The sequence below is a fragment of the Phenylobacterium sp. genome, from assembly GCF_030697925.1.
GTDB lineage: Bacteria > Pseudomonadota > Alphaproteobacteria > Caulobacterales > Caulobacteraceae > Phenylobacterium.
The window spans coordinates 1-14,875 of sequence record NZ_JAUYOJ010000094.1; the positions used below are offsets into that span (position 1 = coordinate 1).

At 66.2% G+C, this 14,875-nt stretch carries 12 protein-coding genes; 3 read left to right on the forward strand and 9 right to left on the reverse strand.

What is annotated here, in order from left to right; genetic code table 11:
• The first annotated feature begins 331 nt into the window (after positions 1-331).
• Together Q8Q88_RS08985 and Q8Q88_RS08990 are read left to right on the forward strand one after the other, a co-directional pair.
• Positions 332-685, forward strand: coding sequence for a hypothetical protein (locus Q8Q88_RS08985; RefSeq protein ID WP_305674855.1), 354 nt, complete (start codon positions 332-334; stop codon positions 683-685).
• A 328-nt stretch (positions 686-1,013) separates the two neighbouring features.
• Positions 1,014-1,964 carry an exonuclease domain-containing protein gene (locus tag Q8Q88_RS08990; RefSeq protein WP_305674856.1) on the forward strand — a complete coding sequence of 317 codons (951 nt, stop codon included), beginning with the start codon at positions 1,014-1,016 and terminating at the stop codon, positions 1,962-1,964.
• 200 nt (positions 1,965-2,164) lie between these two features.
• Here Q8Q88_RS08990 and Q8Q88_RS08995 read toward each other — a convergent pair whose 3' ends face one another.
• The 6 genes from Q8Q88_RS08995 to Q8Q88_RS09020 form a co-directional block, all read right to left on the reverse strand.
• Positions 2,165-2,800, reverse strand: a complete 636-nt coding sequence (locus Q8Q88_RS08995) for a carboxymuconolactone decarboxylase family protein (RefSeq protein ID WP_305674857.1) — start codon at positions 2,798-2,800, stop codon at positions 2,165-2,167.
• Positions 2,801-2,989: 189 nt separating this feature from the next.
• The gene (locus Q8Q88_RS09000) at positions 2,990-3,757 is read right to left on the reverse strand and encodes a LuxR C-terminal-related transcriptional regulator (RefSeq protein WP_305674858.1); all 768 of its coding nucleotides are present in this window, start codon (positions 3,755-3,757) and stop codon (positions 2,990-2,992) included.
• A gap of 127 nt (positions 3,758-3,884) precedes the next feature.
• Positions 3,885-4,892, reverse strand: a complete 1,008-nt coding sequence (gene trxB / locus Q8Q88_RS09005) for a thioredoxin-disulfide reductase (RefSeq protein ID WP_305674859.1) — start codon at positions 4,890-4,892, stop codon at positions 3,885-3,887.
• A gap of 169 nt (positions 4,893-5,061) precedes the next feature.
• Entirely contained in the window at positions 5,062-7,038 is a 1,977-nt protein-coding gene (locus Q8Q88_RS09010; protein ID WP_305674860.1) for a PQQ-binding-like beta-propeller repeat protein, read from the reverse strand.
• Between the two features lie 193 nt (positions 7,039-7,231).
• A complete protein-coding gene (locus tag Q8Q88_RS09015; RefSeq protein WP_305674861.1) occupies positions 7,232-9,556 on the reverse strand; it encodes a TonB-dependent receptor in 2,325 nt (774 codons plus the stop codon).
• A 1,131-nt stretch (positions 9,557-10,687) separates the two neighbouring features.
• Positions 10,688-12,016: a tyrosine-type recombinase/integrase gene (locus Q8Q88_RS09020; protein ID WP_305674862.1), complete on the reverse strand. Its 1,329-nt coding sequence runs from the start codon at positions 12,014-12,016 to the stop codon at positions 10,688-10,690.
• 241 nt (positions 12,017-12,257) lie between these two features.
• Between Q8Q88_RS09020 and Q8Q88_RS09025 the strand changes: the two genes are divergently transcribed.
• Complete coding sequence (locus Q8Q88_RS09025; RefSeq protein WP_305674863.1) at positions 12,258-12,446, forward strand: hypothetical protein; 189 nt, start codon at positions 12,258-12,260, stop codon at positions 12,444-12,446.
• On the opposite strand, the gene Q8Q88_RS09030 is transcribed toward Q8Q88_RS09025, so the two are convergent.
• From Q8Q88_RS09030 to Q8Q88_RS09040, 3 genes are all read right to left on the reverse strand, one after another.
• Positions 12,443-13,126 carry a glutathione S-transferase family protein gene (locus tag Q8Q88_RS09030; RefSeq protein WP_305674864.1) on the reverse strand — a complete coding sequence of 228 codons (684 nt, stop codon included), beginning with the start codon at positions 13,124-13,126 and terminating at the stop codon, positions 12,443-12,445. The two genes, Q8Q88_RS09025 and Q8Q88_RS09030, sit on opposite strands and share 4 nt — an antisense overlap.
• Before the next feature lie 32 nt (positions 13,127-13,158).
• Positions 13,159-13,953, reverse strand: coding sequence for an SDR family oxidoreductase (locus Q8Q88_RS09035; protein WP_305674865.1), 795 nt, complete (start codon positions 13,951-13,953; stop codon positions 13,159-13,161).
• A 283-nt stretch (positions 13,954-14,236) separates the two neighbouring features.
• Positions 14,237-14,872 (reverse strand): glutathione S-transferase family protein, encoded by a 636-nt coding sequence (locus Q8Q88_RS09040; protein WP_305674866.1) that lies wholly within the window; start codon positions 14,870-14,872, stop codon positions 14,237-14,239.
• Positions 14,873-14,875 lie beyond the last annotated feature (3 nt).

Below are 14,875 nucleotides of genomic sequence, written 5' to 3' on the forward strand. Positions count from 1 at the left end.
TGATCGTCGAGGCGGAAATCGTAGAACAGCTGCGGCGGAGCGTCTTGCGTCCCCATCATCGCCATGGCCTCCAAAGCCAACAACGACAAGGGAATCACGACACCAGCAGCCGATCAACAGCCGACTAAATCAACAGTATCCGCCACAACCAGACCTCAAGACAGTTCCGGAGACCCGACGTTCGCACCGACCGAACGGGGCTATCCAACGCTGCCGAAGCCTGCTCAGGACGCAGGCGCCATAAGCACGGACGGGGTGCAGGCTGGCGACCGGCGGCGTATACTCGCGGCGCCGGCCCGGCCTCGGGCCAGCCATCTGAATGGAGGCCGCCATGACCATAATGGCTCTGTTTCGTTCGAACCGCATCGACCAGAGCGCCTACGACGCGATCATCCAAGAGCTCAATCTGGAGGCCCAGCCGCCGCATGGTGCCCTGAGCCACGCCTGCGGCTTCGACGCGAACGGGATCTGTGTCTGCGACGTCTGGGAGTCCCGCCAGGATTTCGACGCCTTTCTAAAAGACCGGCTGCGGCCCACCTTCACCAAGCTCAACTTGGAGTACGAGCCGCCGACCGTGCTCGAGACCTACGCCTTCAACGTCACCGAGGACGTCGACAGGTACAAGCAAACGGCCGCGCCTGAGACTGCCGGTGGCCGACCCGACCTGAGACCGTCGGCCCACTAGCGCCATCGCGCCCTCGCTGCAGATCCTGGCGAGCCTGAGCCAGGGCGACGCGTCGGGCGCGCGCTCCTTGATGGAGAAGACCGTCGGCACCGAGATCTGCCAACGGCTGACCAACCTCGCCGCTTGCACGTGACGGCGAGCGAATGCCTGCTTGGCGCCAGCAGCGGACTCTGGCTTCCGGCCGACAAGCGGACGCTCCAACGGCCATCCGCTCCGTCGCACGCTTGAGGCCAAGCTCCGAAGCAGGCCTCGCCTTCTGGCGCCTCATGGAGCGATCCACTTGGCCTCCACATCCCGCCGCGCCACACTATGTTTGGAGGCAATGGCCGTGACGACACTCCAGGACCTGGCGAGACGGTGTGGGCTGAAACCCGCATCCGCACTCGACCCGCTCGTCGAGCCGCGCGCCTCGCCCCTGCCCTTCTCGGCGCCGATCCCCGCCCCCGACTTCGTCGTCATCGACGTGGAGACTGCCTGCAACCGCGCCTCCAGCATCTGCCAGATCGGCATCGTCGGCTTCGCCGGCGGCCGCGAAGTGTTCGCCTACGAGACCCTGGTGGACCCGGAAGACGCCTTCAGCCCGTTCAACATCCGCCTGCACGGCATCGGCCCGGACCGGGTGGCGGGCCAGCCCAGCTTCCCCCGCCTCTACGACACGCTGCGCGAACATCTCGCGGGCCGTGTCACTGTCGCCCACTCTAACTTCGACCATGGCGCGCTCACCGCGGCCTGCCGGCTCGCCGGCCTGCCGATGATCCGCAGCCGCTGGCTCGACAGCGTGAAGGTCGCGCGGCACGCCTGGCCCGACCTGCCGACCCACAGGCTCAATGCGCTGGCCAGCCATCTCGAGCTTGAGCACAAGCACCATGACGCCCTCAGCGACGCCCGGGTGGCCGGCTGGGTGGTCGTCCGCGCCATGGAGAAGACCGGCCTCGACATAGCCGGCTATCTGGCCGCGCCGTGGCGCGGAACCCCACGCCCTCGGCGCCCTAAGCCGGCGGCCCAGGGCCCGCTCGCCGGAGAACGGGTTGCGATCATTACGTCCCCCCACAACACCGAGCTACCGACCGAGATCGCCGCCGCCGGCGCGCGGATCATGGCGAGTGTCGGCCAGACGACCACGATGCTCGTGGTCGCCGGGACTCGGCCCTTCTCGTCCGGTGTCCGGGCCACCGCCAGTTTCCTGAAGGCTGAGGCCATTGCCGCCGAGGGCGGACCCATCAGCATCCTTACGGCCGACGAGCTGCGGGACCGGATCGCGACCGCCGCGTCGACTTAAGCACCCGCCAACACCAACCCGAGATCCGCCCGGCACTGCCTGAAGCCAGAGGTCAGCCGCGCGCCACGTCCAGACATTGGCTCATGATCGGAAAGCGGACTCGGCCAGAGGTCGGCATGCGGGAAGGTCGCCGTCGATCGGTTACGACCCAGCCGGACGTTGACTCTCCGCGTTCCGGAAACAGGACCTTTGCGAGCCCCTCATCCTTTGCCGACGGTATCCAGTCGCTCGGACGAAGCCCCGCGGTTCACCACGACCGGCTCACCCTGCCAGGGTCCGATGCGCTGCTGCGAGCGATCCTGGAACGCTTCCGGCAGGTCCTCGACCATGTCCCAGGTCGCCGCGAGCCGGCCGAGGCCAACGCACCAGGCGGCCCAGAGTCCGAGCTCGACGATCTGGGCCTCGTTGAAGAAGGTCCGCAGCCGATCGTACACGGCCTCGTCAATGGACAGGTGGTTTGTCGCCAGCCGCTCGCCATAGTCGATGGCCGACCTCTCCGCCTCCGAAAGGTCGGGGGCTTCGAACGGCTTCTGCAGGGAGCAGACGGCGCCTTCGTCGAGACCGTCTTCCACGGCGCTGGCGTAGCGGATCGCCATGCAACTCCGGCACTGGTTGTGGAACGCGATCCGCAGCCGGACGAGTTCCATGAGGCGCTCCGGAAGGGTCCGGTTGGAGCGCAGAACCTGATTGTACTGCATCATGGCCACGGACAGCACCGGCCGGTGCGCGGTGATGCGCGTGACACCGAGTTCAATCTCGCTGGGCGCGCTGCCGCCGACCGCGGCTTTCAACTCCGGCGGCCAAGTCTCGATCGGCAGCAGGCTCAGTCTCGCCATGACGTTTCCTCTTCTCTTGATCTCGCCGTTCCACGCTGCGGGATGACGGGGAATTCCGCTCCGCGGCCTGGACTTCGCTCAGACAAGCTTTGTTGGCGTCGCCGCTGACCGGCAACTCGCACTATCTGGCTATGGGGTCTGCCGGCGGTCAGGCGTGAGGGCGCGGACTGGCCGTCCGCAGGATGGGCTTCACGGCAGTCTGCCGATGATCCCGAACTGCGCCGCCAAGGCGACGGCATGGACCGTATTGACCGCCCGCAGGCGCTCCACGATGACGCGCAGGTGCTGCCGGACGGTATGAGCCGAAATCTCGAGGATGACTGCCGTCTCCTGAATGGTCTTGCCGTTGGCGAGCCAATACAGGCACTCGATCTGGCGGTCCGACAGATAGGAAAGCTCCCGCTCGCGGGCTCGGGCGTTCTGGTCGTGACGCGGCTGCATGACGGCCATGAAGAAATGACCAAGCGTCAGGAGGTGATGGCCGCAACTTGCCAGGATGCCATCGATATCGGCGGGTTCGCATGTCGACCACAGAACGCAAGCCGTTCGCCCCAGCGCCAGGTGGACGGGTACGGTGATCTGCGCAATGACACCAAGCCGCTCCACATCCTTCTTCATCTGCTGCTGGGCCGGACTGAGCGCGCCCGGGCCATTCCAGAGATCGGCGTAGACATCGCCGAACGGCATGTTTTCGAAGCGGCAACGGAGATAGATCGGATGTTGACGCACGTAGGCGTGGTCGAACCAGTTGTCCGTAATCCAGCGGGGCCAGCCCAGAAGATCGGCGATGCGCCGGCCTTCGTGGTCATAGACCGGATGATTGCCGGAGACGTCATTTAGCGCGCAGGGAAGACGCATGCCGATCACTTCCCCAGACTCCCGCAAGCACTCGACCGCCTCCGCCGAGCTCGCGGCGGCCCGCATCCTGCTTACGAGAAGCTGAAGCTCCTGTTGCACCGCCGCTCCACCTCGTCGTTGGGAAACGATGTGAGGTGCAGCCAGAGCTCGGCGCAATGGATTTCGATCTATGCCTGCGGCCGGCGTGCCTTGAATCCTCATGACGGCGGCGCTCGCCCGTCGCGACCTACCAGGCCTCGATCTCCCGGGCTTCTGCGTCTGAAATCGAGCGCTTAGCCTTGGCGTGGTTCTCCTCCGCCAGGAAGCGCACCGCCTCCAGCGCCGCCATGCAGCCCATGCCGGCCGCCGTGACGGCCTGGCGGTAGACGTCGTCGGTGACGTCGCCGGCGGCATAGACGCCGGGGATGGCCGTCGACGCCGTTCCGGCCTTCACCTTGAGATAGCCTGAGGCATCCGTCTCCAGCTGCCCCTGGAACAACTGCGAGGCCGGCGCGTGGCCGATGGCGATGAAGACGCCGTCGGCGGCGATCGTCTGGGTCGCGCCGGTCTTGACGTCCTTCAGCCGCGCCCCGGTGACACCCAGCGGATCGGTGTCGCCCAGCACCTCGTCGAGGACGCCGTCCCAGACCACCTCGATCTTCGGATGGTTGAACAGGCGCTCCTGCAGGATCTTCTCGGCCCGGAACTCGTCCTTGCGGTGCACGACCGTGACCTTGGCGGCGAAGTTGGTGAGGAACAGCGCCTCCTCGACCGCGGTGTTACCGCCGCCCACGACGATCACCTGCTTGCCGCGGTAGAAGAAACCGTCACACGTCGCGCACGCTGAGACGCCGAAGCCCTGGAACTTCTGCTCGGTCGGGAGGCCCAGCCACTTGGCCTGGGCGCCTGTGGCGATGATCAGGGTCTCGGCTAGCCACACCTGGCCGGAGTCGGTCTCCAGCCGGAACGGGCGCTGCGACAGGTCGGCCTTCAGCACGGTGTCGGTGACGATCTCGGTCCCCACATGCTCGGCCTGGGCCTGCATCTGCTCCATCAGCCAGGGGCCCTGGATCACCTCGGCGAAGCCCGGGTAGTTCTCCACGTCGGCGGTGATGGTCAGCTGGCCGCCAGGCTGGATGCCCTGGATCAACACCGGGTTCAGCAGCGCGCGCGCCGCATATACGGCGGCGGTGTACCCAGCGGGGCCCGAGCCCACGATCAGGCAGCGGACGGTGCGGTAGGCGATGGCGGACATGGAAACCTCGAGTTGGGACGTTCGCCGGCGCCTCCGATCCTGGCGCCCCGGCGCCGCGGCGCCAGTCGAGCGCGCGGCGGAAGATGAAGTGCACGACCGGCTGGCCGACCACGGTCTTGACGCCGATGATCGCCTTTAAGCTGGCGCTCGGCCGAGCCGCACCCGGGCTCTACGGCGGCCCGAAGGCAAGCAGCAGGTTGCCGGGCATGTGTAGGTTGGTTCCGTATCCGGAATTGGCGAACAGCATGCCTCCGTCGACGACGGGGGCGGTTCCGCCGCCGATTGAGCCACCGGAGGCGCGAGCGCCTGACACCGTGGCGGTCTCGCGGGTGGTGTCATAGCGCCAGACCACCTTGCCAGTCGCCGCGTCATGGACCCTGAGCACGCCGTCCATACCCCCCGCATAAACCAGGCCCGGACTGGCGGAGATGGCGGCTGAAATGCCGGGGAAGCAGAGGTCGCGACCCTTGCAGGTGTCGAAGGGCCCCGGCGCGCTCCAGAGCAGCCGGCCGGTGTCGACATCGAGCGCATAGAGGCCGGGATGGGCCTCGCCGCTCGCCTGGCCGTGGGGCATGTCACTGATCGGCACGAACACTCGCCGGCCGGCGACCGCCAGACCAAAGTGAACGCCCCCCTGCGCCCCGCCTCGGCCCAGCCGCCGGCTCCAGACAAGCCGGCCGTTGGCGGGGTCGATGGCGAACACGGCGCCAGACTTCTGGCCAGCCAGAACCAAGTCACGGCCCCCGCTGGCCTCGGCGAGCACCACCCCGGCTCCAAAGTCGAAATCAGGCGAGTCAGGATGCGTGCAGCTTGGCGTACCCAGGACACAACCCGCGTTCCAGACATCGCCTTTGGTCGCCTGATAGGCCCACTTGAGATGCCCGTCGTCGAGGTCCAGGGCGATTACCGCATCGCTGAGTTCGGTCGCCGGGTCCGCATAGTTACCGCCTGTGGCGAACAGCAACTGGCGTCGCGCCTCGTCGATGACGGGACTGTTCCAGATGGCGACCCCGGCAGGGCCGAAGGCGTCGGTCCCGACCCGATTCTTCCCCTGCAGGCTGGCAGGCCGGTCGATGGCGAACCATCGCCAGATTTGCCGCCCTGTCGCGAAATCATAGGCGACGATCGAGCCACGGAACTTGCAGCAGGGGTATTTCGGATCCGCCGCGGCGGCCTCTTCCAACGACGACACCGCCACATAGAGCCGCCCCTCGAACAGGGTCGGAGCCGCGGTGATGGTCGCAGTGGGGAAGGCGTCTGGTCGGTCACGCCAGACCAGTGCGCCGGTCGCGGCGTCGACGACATAGACATTGCCCAGGATATCGCCGAAGGCGGCCATCGGGCGGGCCGCTTTGTCGCCTGCCTTCCAAGGCGACACCAGAATCCCCGTTCGGACTTCGCCAAGCGCGGTATAGGTCCAGCGCACGCAGCCGGTCTGGCGGTCAAGCGCCAGCACCTCGCCGTTGTGGCTGCCGACCATGACCGCGCCGCCCGCCACGACGGGCTGAGAGCGGGCCCGGTTCGCCCCTGGATAGGTGAAGGCCCACTTCAGTCGAAGCCTAGGCGCCGAGGCTTTGGTTACGCCAGCGACCGCGGCCGGGGTGAAATGCGTGCCGCGCGTGTCGAAGCCCCAGCCGACAACTCCTGGAGGCGCGGAATAGTCAAAGGCCGCCGCTGATCCCCGACAACGCCGAGATGGAAACCGGTCGCCCTCGCCGACCTGACGACCGGTCAGGTATTCCGCGATCTGCCGCCGCTGCGGCTCCGACAGGCCGGCGCCCTGAGCCTGCATGACCCCGGTGGAGAGGGTCGAAACGACCGCCTCGGGCGTCATCATGCCGATCATGGTCGGACTCGGCGCCTTTTCGACGCCGCCGAGGTGGCACGTGGCGCAATGGTCGGCAAACAGCTTAGCCCCTGGCAGGCTTTGCCGGGCGTCGGCATCCTGCAACATGCGCTGGGTAGCCGCCTTGACCTGCGCGTCGCCGACTACGTCGCTCTGTCCCAGGTCCTGGGCCGGGATCAGCTGTGTCAGGGCGGCCACCAGGCCGACCGCGGCGATCAGCCCCCCCACGCGCAGGGCCGTCGCGGGCCAAGACCGCCTGGCCCTCAGAGCGGCCATCAGCCTAACGTACGCACGCCTCATGATCCTGCTTCCCGATGCTTTGCCAGGTCCGCCGAGAGCCGTCAGTCCGCGACGGCGATGGCGTCTGTTTTGTAGAGATCGGCTGCGCCTCCGCGGCCATGGTTACTCACCCGGGCGGTCGTGTTTCCGGAGCCAGCAAGCGCGGCGATAGCCGCGCTGGAAGCGGGGGTGACGTGGGCGGCTGGCGCCACTTCTAGAACTTGACCGACGCCTGCACGCTGACCTTGCGGCCCTCGGTGAGGTTCAGGATGAGATCGTCGCCGGTGGCCGGGAGGAACGGTCGCGAAACGCTGGAGGTCACGGTGCGCTTGTCCGCCAGGTTCGTGCCGATCAGCGCCAGCGCCCAACGCCCATCCTCGGGGCCGATGGAACCGGCCAGGTCGAACGTGGAGGAGGGGCCCTGCTTGTTGTCCGTCAGGCTCCCGTCGCGGGTGTAGTAGCTGCTCTTGAACTGGATGTTGCCGCTGAGGTTGAGCTCGTAATTGCTTCCCACCTGGGCGTGGTAGCTGGCCGCGACGTTGCCCGACCACTTCGGCGCGCCTGAAGACGCGCGCCCCTTCAGGTCGACGAGCGGCGCGGCGCCGGGATCCGGAACAAAGGACTTCGTATATTTCGCGTCCGTATAGGCTAGCGCGCCAGAGAAGCTGAGGCCTTCAACCCCGGTCAGCCATCTGAAATCCAGGTCGGCTCCCTTGGAGGTCAGCTCGCCGGCGTTCGTCGTGCGGAACTGAACAGCCACACCGTCGAAGATCTGCAGCTGCAAGTCGTTGAACTTGTAGTCATAGATCGACGCATTGAGCGTGAGCGTGCGGTCGAACCACTGCGACTTGACGCCGATTTCGCCGCCCTGGGCGGTTTCCGCCTTGTAGATCAGGGCGGAGGCCGTTTGGGCCCTCAGCGCCGCATTCGTGCTCGACAGGCCAATGAGCGCGTTCGACGGCAAGGCGCTGTTGTCGATGCCGCCGGACTTGTAGCCCTTCTTGTAAGCCGCATAGAAATTCAGGTCGCTGGCGGCCTGGTAGCTGAGGGACACCTCAGGTGAGACGTTGGTGTCCTTGTAGTGGATGCGATCGGCGACGAAGCCGCTCGGCGCAAAGCCGAAGGCGCTGCTCAGGATGATGCTTTGGTACGGAATGGAAATGAGCTGGTTCTTCTTCTCCTGGGTCCAGCGAACCCCTCCTGAGAGCTTCAGTTGGCTTGTGATGTCGTAGTTCAGGCTTCCAAAGGCCGAAACCGCATCGGTATGGGTCCGATGTTCCTTGAACCAATCGGATGTGTTCCCGGTGACAGGGTCGGGGCCCGCCAACACGGCGATGTTGATCCCGTTCTGCGCCGCATTGTATTCGATGTGCCGATTCTCGTAGAAGGCGCCGACCATGAAGTTGAGGGGCCCGCTGAAGCTGCTGGACAGCCTCGCCTCCTGGCTGAACTGGCGCAGGTTGTTGTAGGACAAGCCGGCGCCGGTCCCGAAGCTGGCGCCGCCCAGCACGCCGCCGTAGCTGAAGGCGTCGAAGTCGACGGCCTTCTGCTCGAGGTAGCCGGTGACGGACGAGAGGGTCAGCTGATCGCTCAGGTTCCAGTCGAATTTCAGCCGACCGAAGTAGATGTCGGATTTCGAGTAGGGAACGCCGTTGTTGAAGTCCTTGCCAAGCGGCGCCTTGATCGCCAGCGGCGGGGCTATGTCAGGCAGGACATAGCGGTCGCCCGAGGTGTCGCAATTGTAGCCCGCCGGGATCAGAAACGCGCCGCCCGCGAGGCTGATCGGATCGGCGAGACCATTGTTGCCGCAGCCTATCACTGAGTAGCGGATCGAGCCGTCGGCGGTGTGGTGGACATAGTTGAGCTTGAGATTGGCGGTAAAGGCGTCGGTGGGGTTCCACTGAAGGGTCGCACGCACGTTGGCGTTCGTTTCGCCACGATCAGGATGCGCGACGCTCGGCGCTGAATTGTGCAGAACCTCGCTGACATCATTGTATTGGGCGGCCAACCGGAAGCCTAGGCTGTCCGAGAGCGGGCCAGACGCGTAGGCTTCGGCCGTGTATCCCTTTCGCTCGAACTCGTACGAGGCCTTCCCGCCGTACTCCCAGTGATCGGTCGGATCGGCGGACTTGAACGACAGCACGCCGGCCGAGGCGCTCTTGCCAAAGTAGAGCGACTGAGGACCTTTCAGAACCTCCACCTGGCGCACGTCGAAAAAGCCCGATTGCAGGACGCGCATGCTGCTGACCACAACGCCGTCGAAATCGAGCGCGACCGCTGAGTCGAAAGCTGCCGAGAGGTAGGATGAACCGACCCCCCGAAGGCTGACTTGCGCGCCCGAGCCGGAGCCACAGCACGACACGTTCAGCGCGGGGATGCGGCTCGCGACGTCCTCCGGCTTGTCGTACCCGAACCGTGCGAGTTCGGCGCCTGAGACGGCGGTGACCGTCACCGGCACGTCCTGAAGGCTCTCCGCCTGCTTACGCGCCGTGACGACGATTTCCTCGATCGTCGCCGGCTGAGCCGTTTCGGCCGCCAAGGCGGTCGTTCCTGGATTGAGCAGAACAAAGCCGCCCAAAGCGCTCACGATTGAAGGCGCGTAGACGTTTCGACGCGTCCTTTTTCGATCGACGCAGTCGTTGAATAGCATGCCCATAGTATTCCCCCGTCTGAGGTCCGGCGGTTTTTCTCGTCCGGAGCGTTGTTTTTCGGATGCGGCCGGCGCGCCGCCGTTTCGTCGGGCGCTGAACTAAGGCGCCCACCTTTCGGCCATGAGGACCGGCATCATCTCGGCGTAGCGCCGGACCGGGGCGGCGGCGTTAGCCGGAAGCGGTTGCGGTGGGGCGCCGGCAGCGGCGATGCGCCTTGCATCGGGCCGACCCGTTCGAGGCGAAGCTCCGCGATCGACACCCTCAGCAGGCTCAGTCTCGCCATGACGTTTCCTCGTTTATGTCTCGCCGTTCCACGCTGCTGGGTGACGGGAAATTCCGCTCCGCAGCCTGGACTTCGTTCTGACAAGGTTTGTTGCCGTCGCCGCTGATCGGCAACTCGCACTATTTGGCTATGCGGGTCGGCCACCGATCACGTGTGAGGGTGGCACGGGCGGTCGCACCACAAGCGGACCTCCGGAATGACTGGAAGAGCGCAACCCGGTCATCGCAGCGCGTGTAGGCCTCACCGCCGCTGAGCCGACCTTCCCAACGTCAGCAATGAGCCCCATCCAGTCCTTGCGGCTCAGCCAAAGGTTCACTGCCTGAGAGCGGACTCCCGCAAGGTCTCAGAAGAGCCCAATTCAGTCATTGAACTTCTGGTGCGGGCGGCCGGAATCGAACCGGCACGAGCCTCTCGGCCCTACGGATTTTCTTACCACTTCGGCTTTGGCCGCCGGCTCCAGTTGTGACGGAGCCGTTCGTGGTCTGGACTATCCCTTCGCCATAGCCTGAGAAGCCTTAGGCGCCGCCCGTCTAGTCTCTACACCTTCCCCGGGATGGGGCTTGGCTCGGGATCGCCATCTGACAGGGTTCCCCGAATTTGAGCGGTTCTACGTCCGGGATTTCCCCCGGCGCACTCAATCGTCGGCTTAAGTCCGTTGCGTCTACCAGTTCCGCCACGCCCGCTTTGCCGTGCTGGCTGTATAGCCAGCCCGGCGGAGGCCGCCAAGGCGGCCTGGTCAGGCGGCGTCCGCCGCCTCCTGTCTGGCCGGCCGTTTGGCCGGCTTGGGCTTGCGCACATTGATCGCCGACGCGTCCAGGGTCGAGGCGATGTGCGAGGCGTAGAAGGTTTGGATCATCTCCACGCTGGTCCGGCAGTTCTTGGCGATCTGGTAGATGTCGGCGCCCTCCATCAGCCGCAGGCAGATGTAGGTATGGCGCAGGCTGTAGGCCGTTCGCCGCTGCCCTTCCCGGTCCTCCCGAAGGCCCAGCTCCTGCAGCAGGGTGTTGAAGAGCTCCCGCTGGAAGCTCGGGAACAGCCGGTCGGTCGGCTGGCCCTTGTTTCGATCCTTCAGCCGCCGAAACGGCATCACGGCGCCGGGCATGCTCTTGCAGTAGCCCACCCCTCGCTTCCCGCGGACCTTGATCTCGAGGATGCGTTCGCCCGTCGCATCATCGGTGACGATGGCGACGTCTCGATACTCCAGGCCCAGCACCTCGTCCGGGCGCAGGCCCGTATTGACCATCAAGAGGATGTAGTCGTGGAGATTCTCGGCCGCCGCGCGCCACCGCTCCTTCTTCGGGTTCTTCGCCCGATCCCTGGAGGCCTGGTATAGGCGCTTGTACTCCTCGGGCGAGAACCAGGCGCGGTGGCTGACCTTCCCCGACTTCTTGTAAGGCGCCGACATGTCGGGAAGCGCGACAAGCCAGCCCTTCCGGTTCGCGGTCTTGAGGATTTGGCGCAGGGTGACGATCTCGCCATGCAGCGTGTTGCGCGCGGGGCGTTTCGGTTCGTTGGTTCGCCGGTCGCGGTTCGTCGTCGCGCGATGAACCCGGTATTCCTGGACCAGCCCCGCGGTGACTTCCGACAACGCCTTGTCGCCGAAGAAGGGCATCAGGTGGACCCGCACCTGCTGTTCCTTCTGCTTCATATAGTACTCACTGCGCTCGCCGGCGGTGACCACCGCGGCCTCCCGCAGAAAGGCGTCGGCCGCCTGCTTGAAGGTTGGTCCGTGCGCGACGGGCCGGCGGCGGCGATCGGTTTGAACCTCAGGCGCCGCAGCGACCGGTTCAACAACGCTCTGCGAAGGGACCGCGGCGACGCCATACGGCGGGAGGCCACGTCGCCGTCGTCGCTCGTCGGTGTAGCGCTCCATGTACCAGTCGCGGGCGAATTCCTTGGCGAGGACCAGGCTCTCCTCGTGGGTGCTCTGCCGGTGGTTCCGGCCGCCCAGATAGGTGGAGCATTGCCAGAACCGGCTGTGCTCGCGCCGGTACAGATGGAGCCGGCCATCCATCAACGTGTGATTGTGCTCGTCCATGGCTTCCACGGAAAATGTGTAAGACATGTGTAAGTTGTATCACGAGCGAGAGCTTGACTCAATAAACTGATTTTGCTAGGTTTTTTGAGCGAAAATTCACCCCTAGGGTGATTTTAAGTCCGGTGCGTCTACCAGTTCCGCCACGCCCGCTGACCGCCCTGGCTCTATAGCCGCCCGGCGCCGCCAAGGCGACCCGGCCCGCCATTTGCTCGCTTCAGCCTTCGCGGTCCCGTTCTGACACGGGCCGACGGGGTGACCGGAGGGGAATATGGGCGACCCGATGCTGGCCTACGCCATCGACCAGGCCGACACCGACTGGCGCTGGCGGGTGTTCGACGCCGACGGCGAGCTGGTGGCCGGCGGCTTCGCCCCCACCCGTCCCGAGGCCGAATCCGCCGCCATCCATGTCTTCGCGGTGCCCCCCCGCCAGCGGCGGGGAACCGCCGGCTCGGCCTAGGCGCTCTCCGACGCCTTGGCCTTGGCCGCCATCTTGGCGATCAGGGCGCGGCGTTCCTCCAGCCCGCGATGCAGCTCCACCAGGGTCCGCGCACCGTGCTCGTTCCTTGAGATCGCGGCCCAGTAGGCGGCGACCTTGGGCGAACCCGGAATCGGGTTCTCCACCCCCACCGTCGGAATCACATTCTCCACCAGGAACAGGGCCGGGACCAGGGTGCAGTCGGCCAGGGTCAGCCGCCCAGCGACCGCGAAGCCGTCGGTCCCGATATAGTGCTCCAGCGCCTTGATCCCGCGGATCACCTGGCCGCTCAGCAGATCGACCACCGCCTGGTCGCGGGTGGACTTGCGCCCCTGGCCGGCCAGCATGAACATGTTGTTCATCAGGTAGATGTCGGCGATCCGCGAGACCGTGCGGATGGCCGCCGTCTCCCGCGGCGTGGCGCCCAGCAGCCGCGGGGTCGGGTGGATCTCCTCGATATATTCCGAGATGACCTCCGATTCCGGGATCACGTCCCCGCCCAGGTCCAGCACCGGGATGCGAGCGAGCGGCGAGACCTTGTGGAACTCCCCGGTCAGGAAGCCCGGCGGCAGCTCGATCTCGATATCGGAGATCCCCTTGGCGTAGATCTGCATCCGCACCTTGGCGGAATACGGGCTCAAGTCCCCGGAATAGAGCTTCATTTCAAATGCTTCCCTGAAAAGGCTTCCGCGCCTCAGGCGTAATTCGCCAGCGCGTTGCCCGAAGCATCGCCCACCCCGCTGCCCCCGTCCACCGGCACGATGGCGCCGTTGACGTAGCGGGCCTGGTCGGAAGACAGGAACAGCGCCATGTCGGCGATCTCGTCCTTGGTGCCGTAGCGGCGCATCGGATTGCGTTCCTTCACACGCGCCTCGGCCTCCGGCGTGGTGGCCAGCCGCGCCATGCCCTCGGTGTCGGCGATCGGCCCGGGCGAGATGGCGTTGACCCGCACCCCGGCCGGTCCCCACTCCAGGGCCAGGCACTTGGTCAGCATGTTGATCCCGGCCTTGGCGGCGCAGACATGAGCCTGGAACAGGCTGGCGCGCTCCGCCTGCCCCGCGGTGATCGAGATCAGCGAGGCGCCGGGCCGGCGCAGGAACTCGAACGAGGCGCGCAGCACGTTGAAGGTGCCGATCAGGTCGATGTCGACCACGGTTTTGAAGCCGTTGGCGCTCATGCCCAGCGCCGGGGCCACGAAATTGCCCGCCGCGCCCGACAGCACGATGTCGATGGGCCCGTGCTCGTCGAAGGCGCGCTTGAGCGCGGCCTCCACGGCGGCGTAGTCGCGCACGTCGGCGGCGATGCCGATGGCCGGCTTGCCGAAGGCGGAGACCTCCTTGGCGGCGGCCTCGATCTTCTCGGGGCTGCGGCTGATCAGCACCACATTGGCCCCGGCCGCGGCGAACCGTTTGGCGATCCCCAGATTGATTCCGCTGGAGCCGCCGGCGACGAAGGCGGTCTTGCCCGCCAGTTGGGTGTCCTGAGCCATGATGTTCCTCTCCCTTGTTGGAGAGGACCCTAGTCCCCGCGCCCCCGGCAAAGGAAGGCTGACGCCAGGTCGGGCGGAGTAGTCCTTAGACGTCGGGGTCACCTCCTCTCCCCTTTCAAGGGGAGAGGGTAGGGTGAGGGGACGCGGCGCGAAGCGGCGCTCTGCGGTCCATCAACCAGCTCAGTGCGGCCGAAACGCCCCCCTCACCCCACCCTCTCCCCCCGAAAGACGGGTGGAGAGGAGGAGATACGGGCGTCCAACGGGTGCGACGGCTGCTGTGTCATCACGCCCCCGCCTTGGCCGCGGCTTCCCATTCCAGGAACTCCGGCGTCGCCAGCAGCCGGGTCATGTAGGTCCCGCAGCGCCCGTCGTCGCCGTAGTCGCTCAGGTGCACGCCATAGGTCCGGAACCGTGTGGCCACCGGGGCGTAGAAGGCGTCGGCTATGCTCCACTCGCCGGCCAGGAACGGCCCACCCGAGCGGGTCAGCAGCTGCGACCACAGGGCGACGATCCGCCGTATGTTCTTCTGGGTGGCTTCCGATAGGGTCGCCACCTTCGGCGCCGTCTCCAACGCCATCGGGCATTCGCCGCGCAGGGACTGGAAGCCCGAATGCATCTCGCTCGCCGCCGCCCGCGCCAGGGCCCGCAGCGCCGGATCGGCCGGCCACAGCCGCGCGTCGGGAAATTTCTCGGCCAGGTATTCGCAGATCGCCAGCGAGTCCCAGATCAGCAGGTCGCCGTCCTTCAGGGCCGGCACCATGCCCGAGGGCGAGTGCGGAAGGATCGCCGCCTCGGTCTGGTGGTCGGCCTGGCGGAGCGCAATCAGGGTCTCGGTGAACGGCGCCCCGGTCCTCTTCAGCGCCAGCCAGGGCCGCAGCGACCAGGTTGACCATCGCTTGGTTCCGATCACGAGTTCCATGGC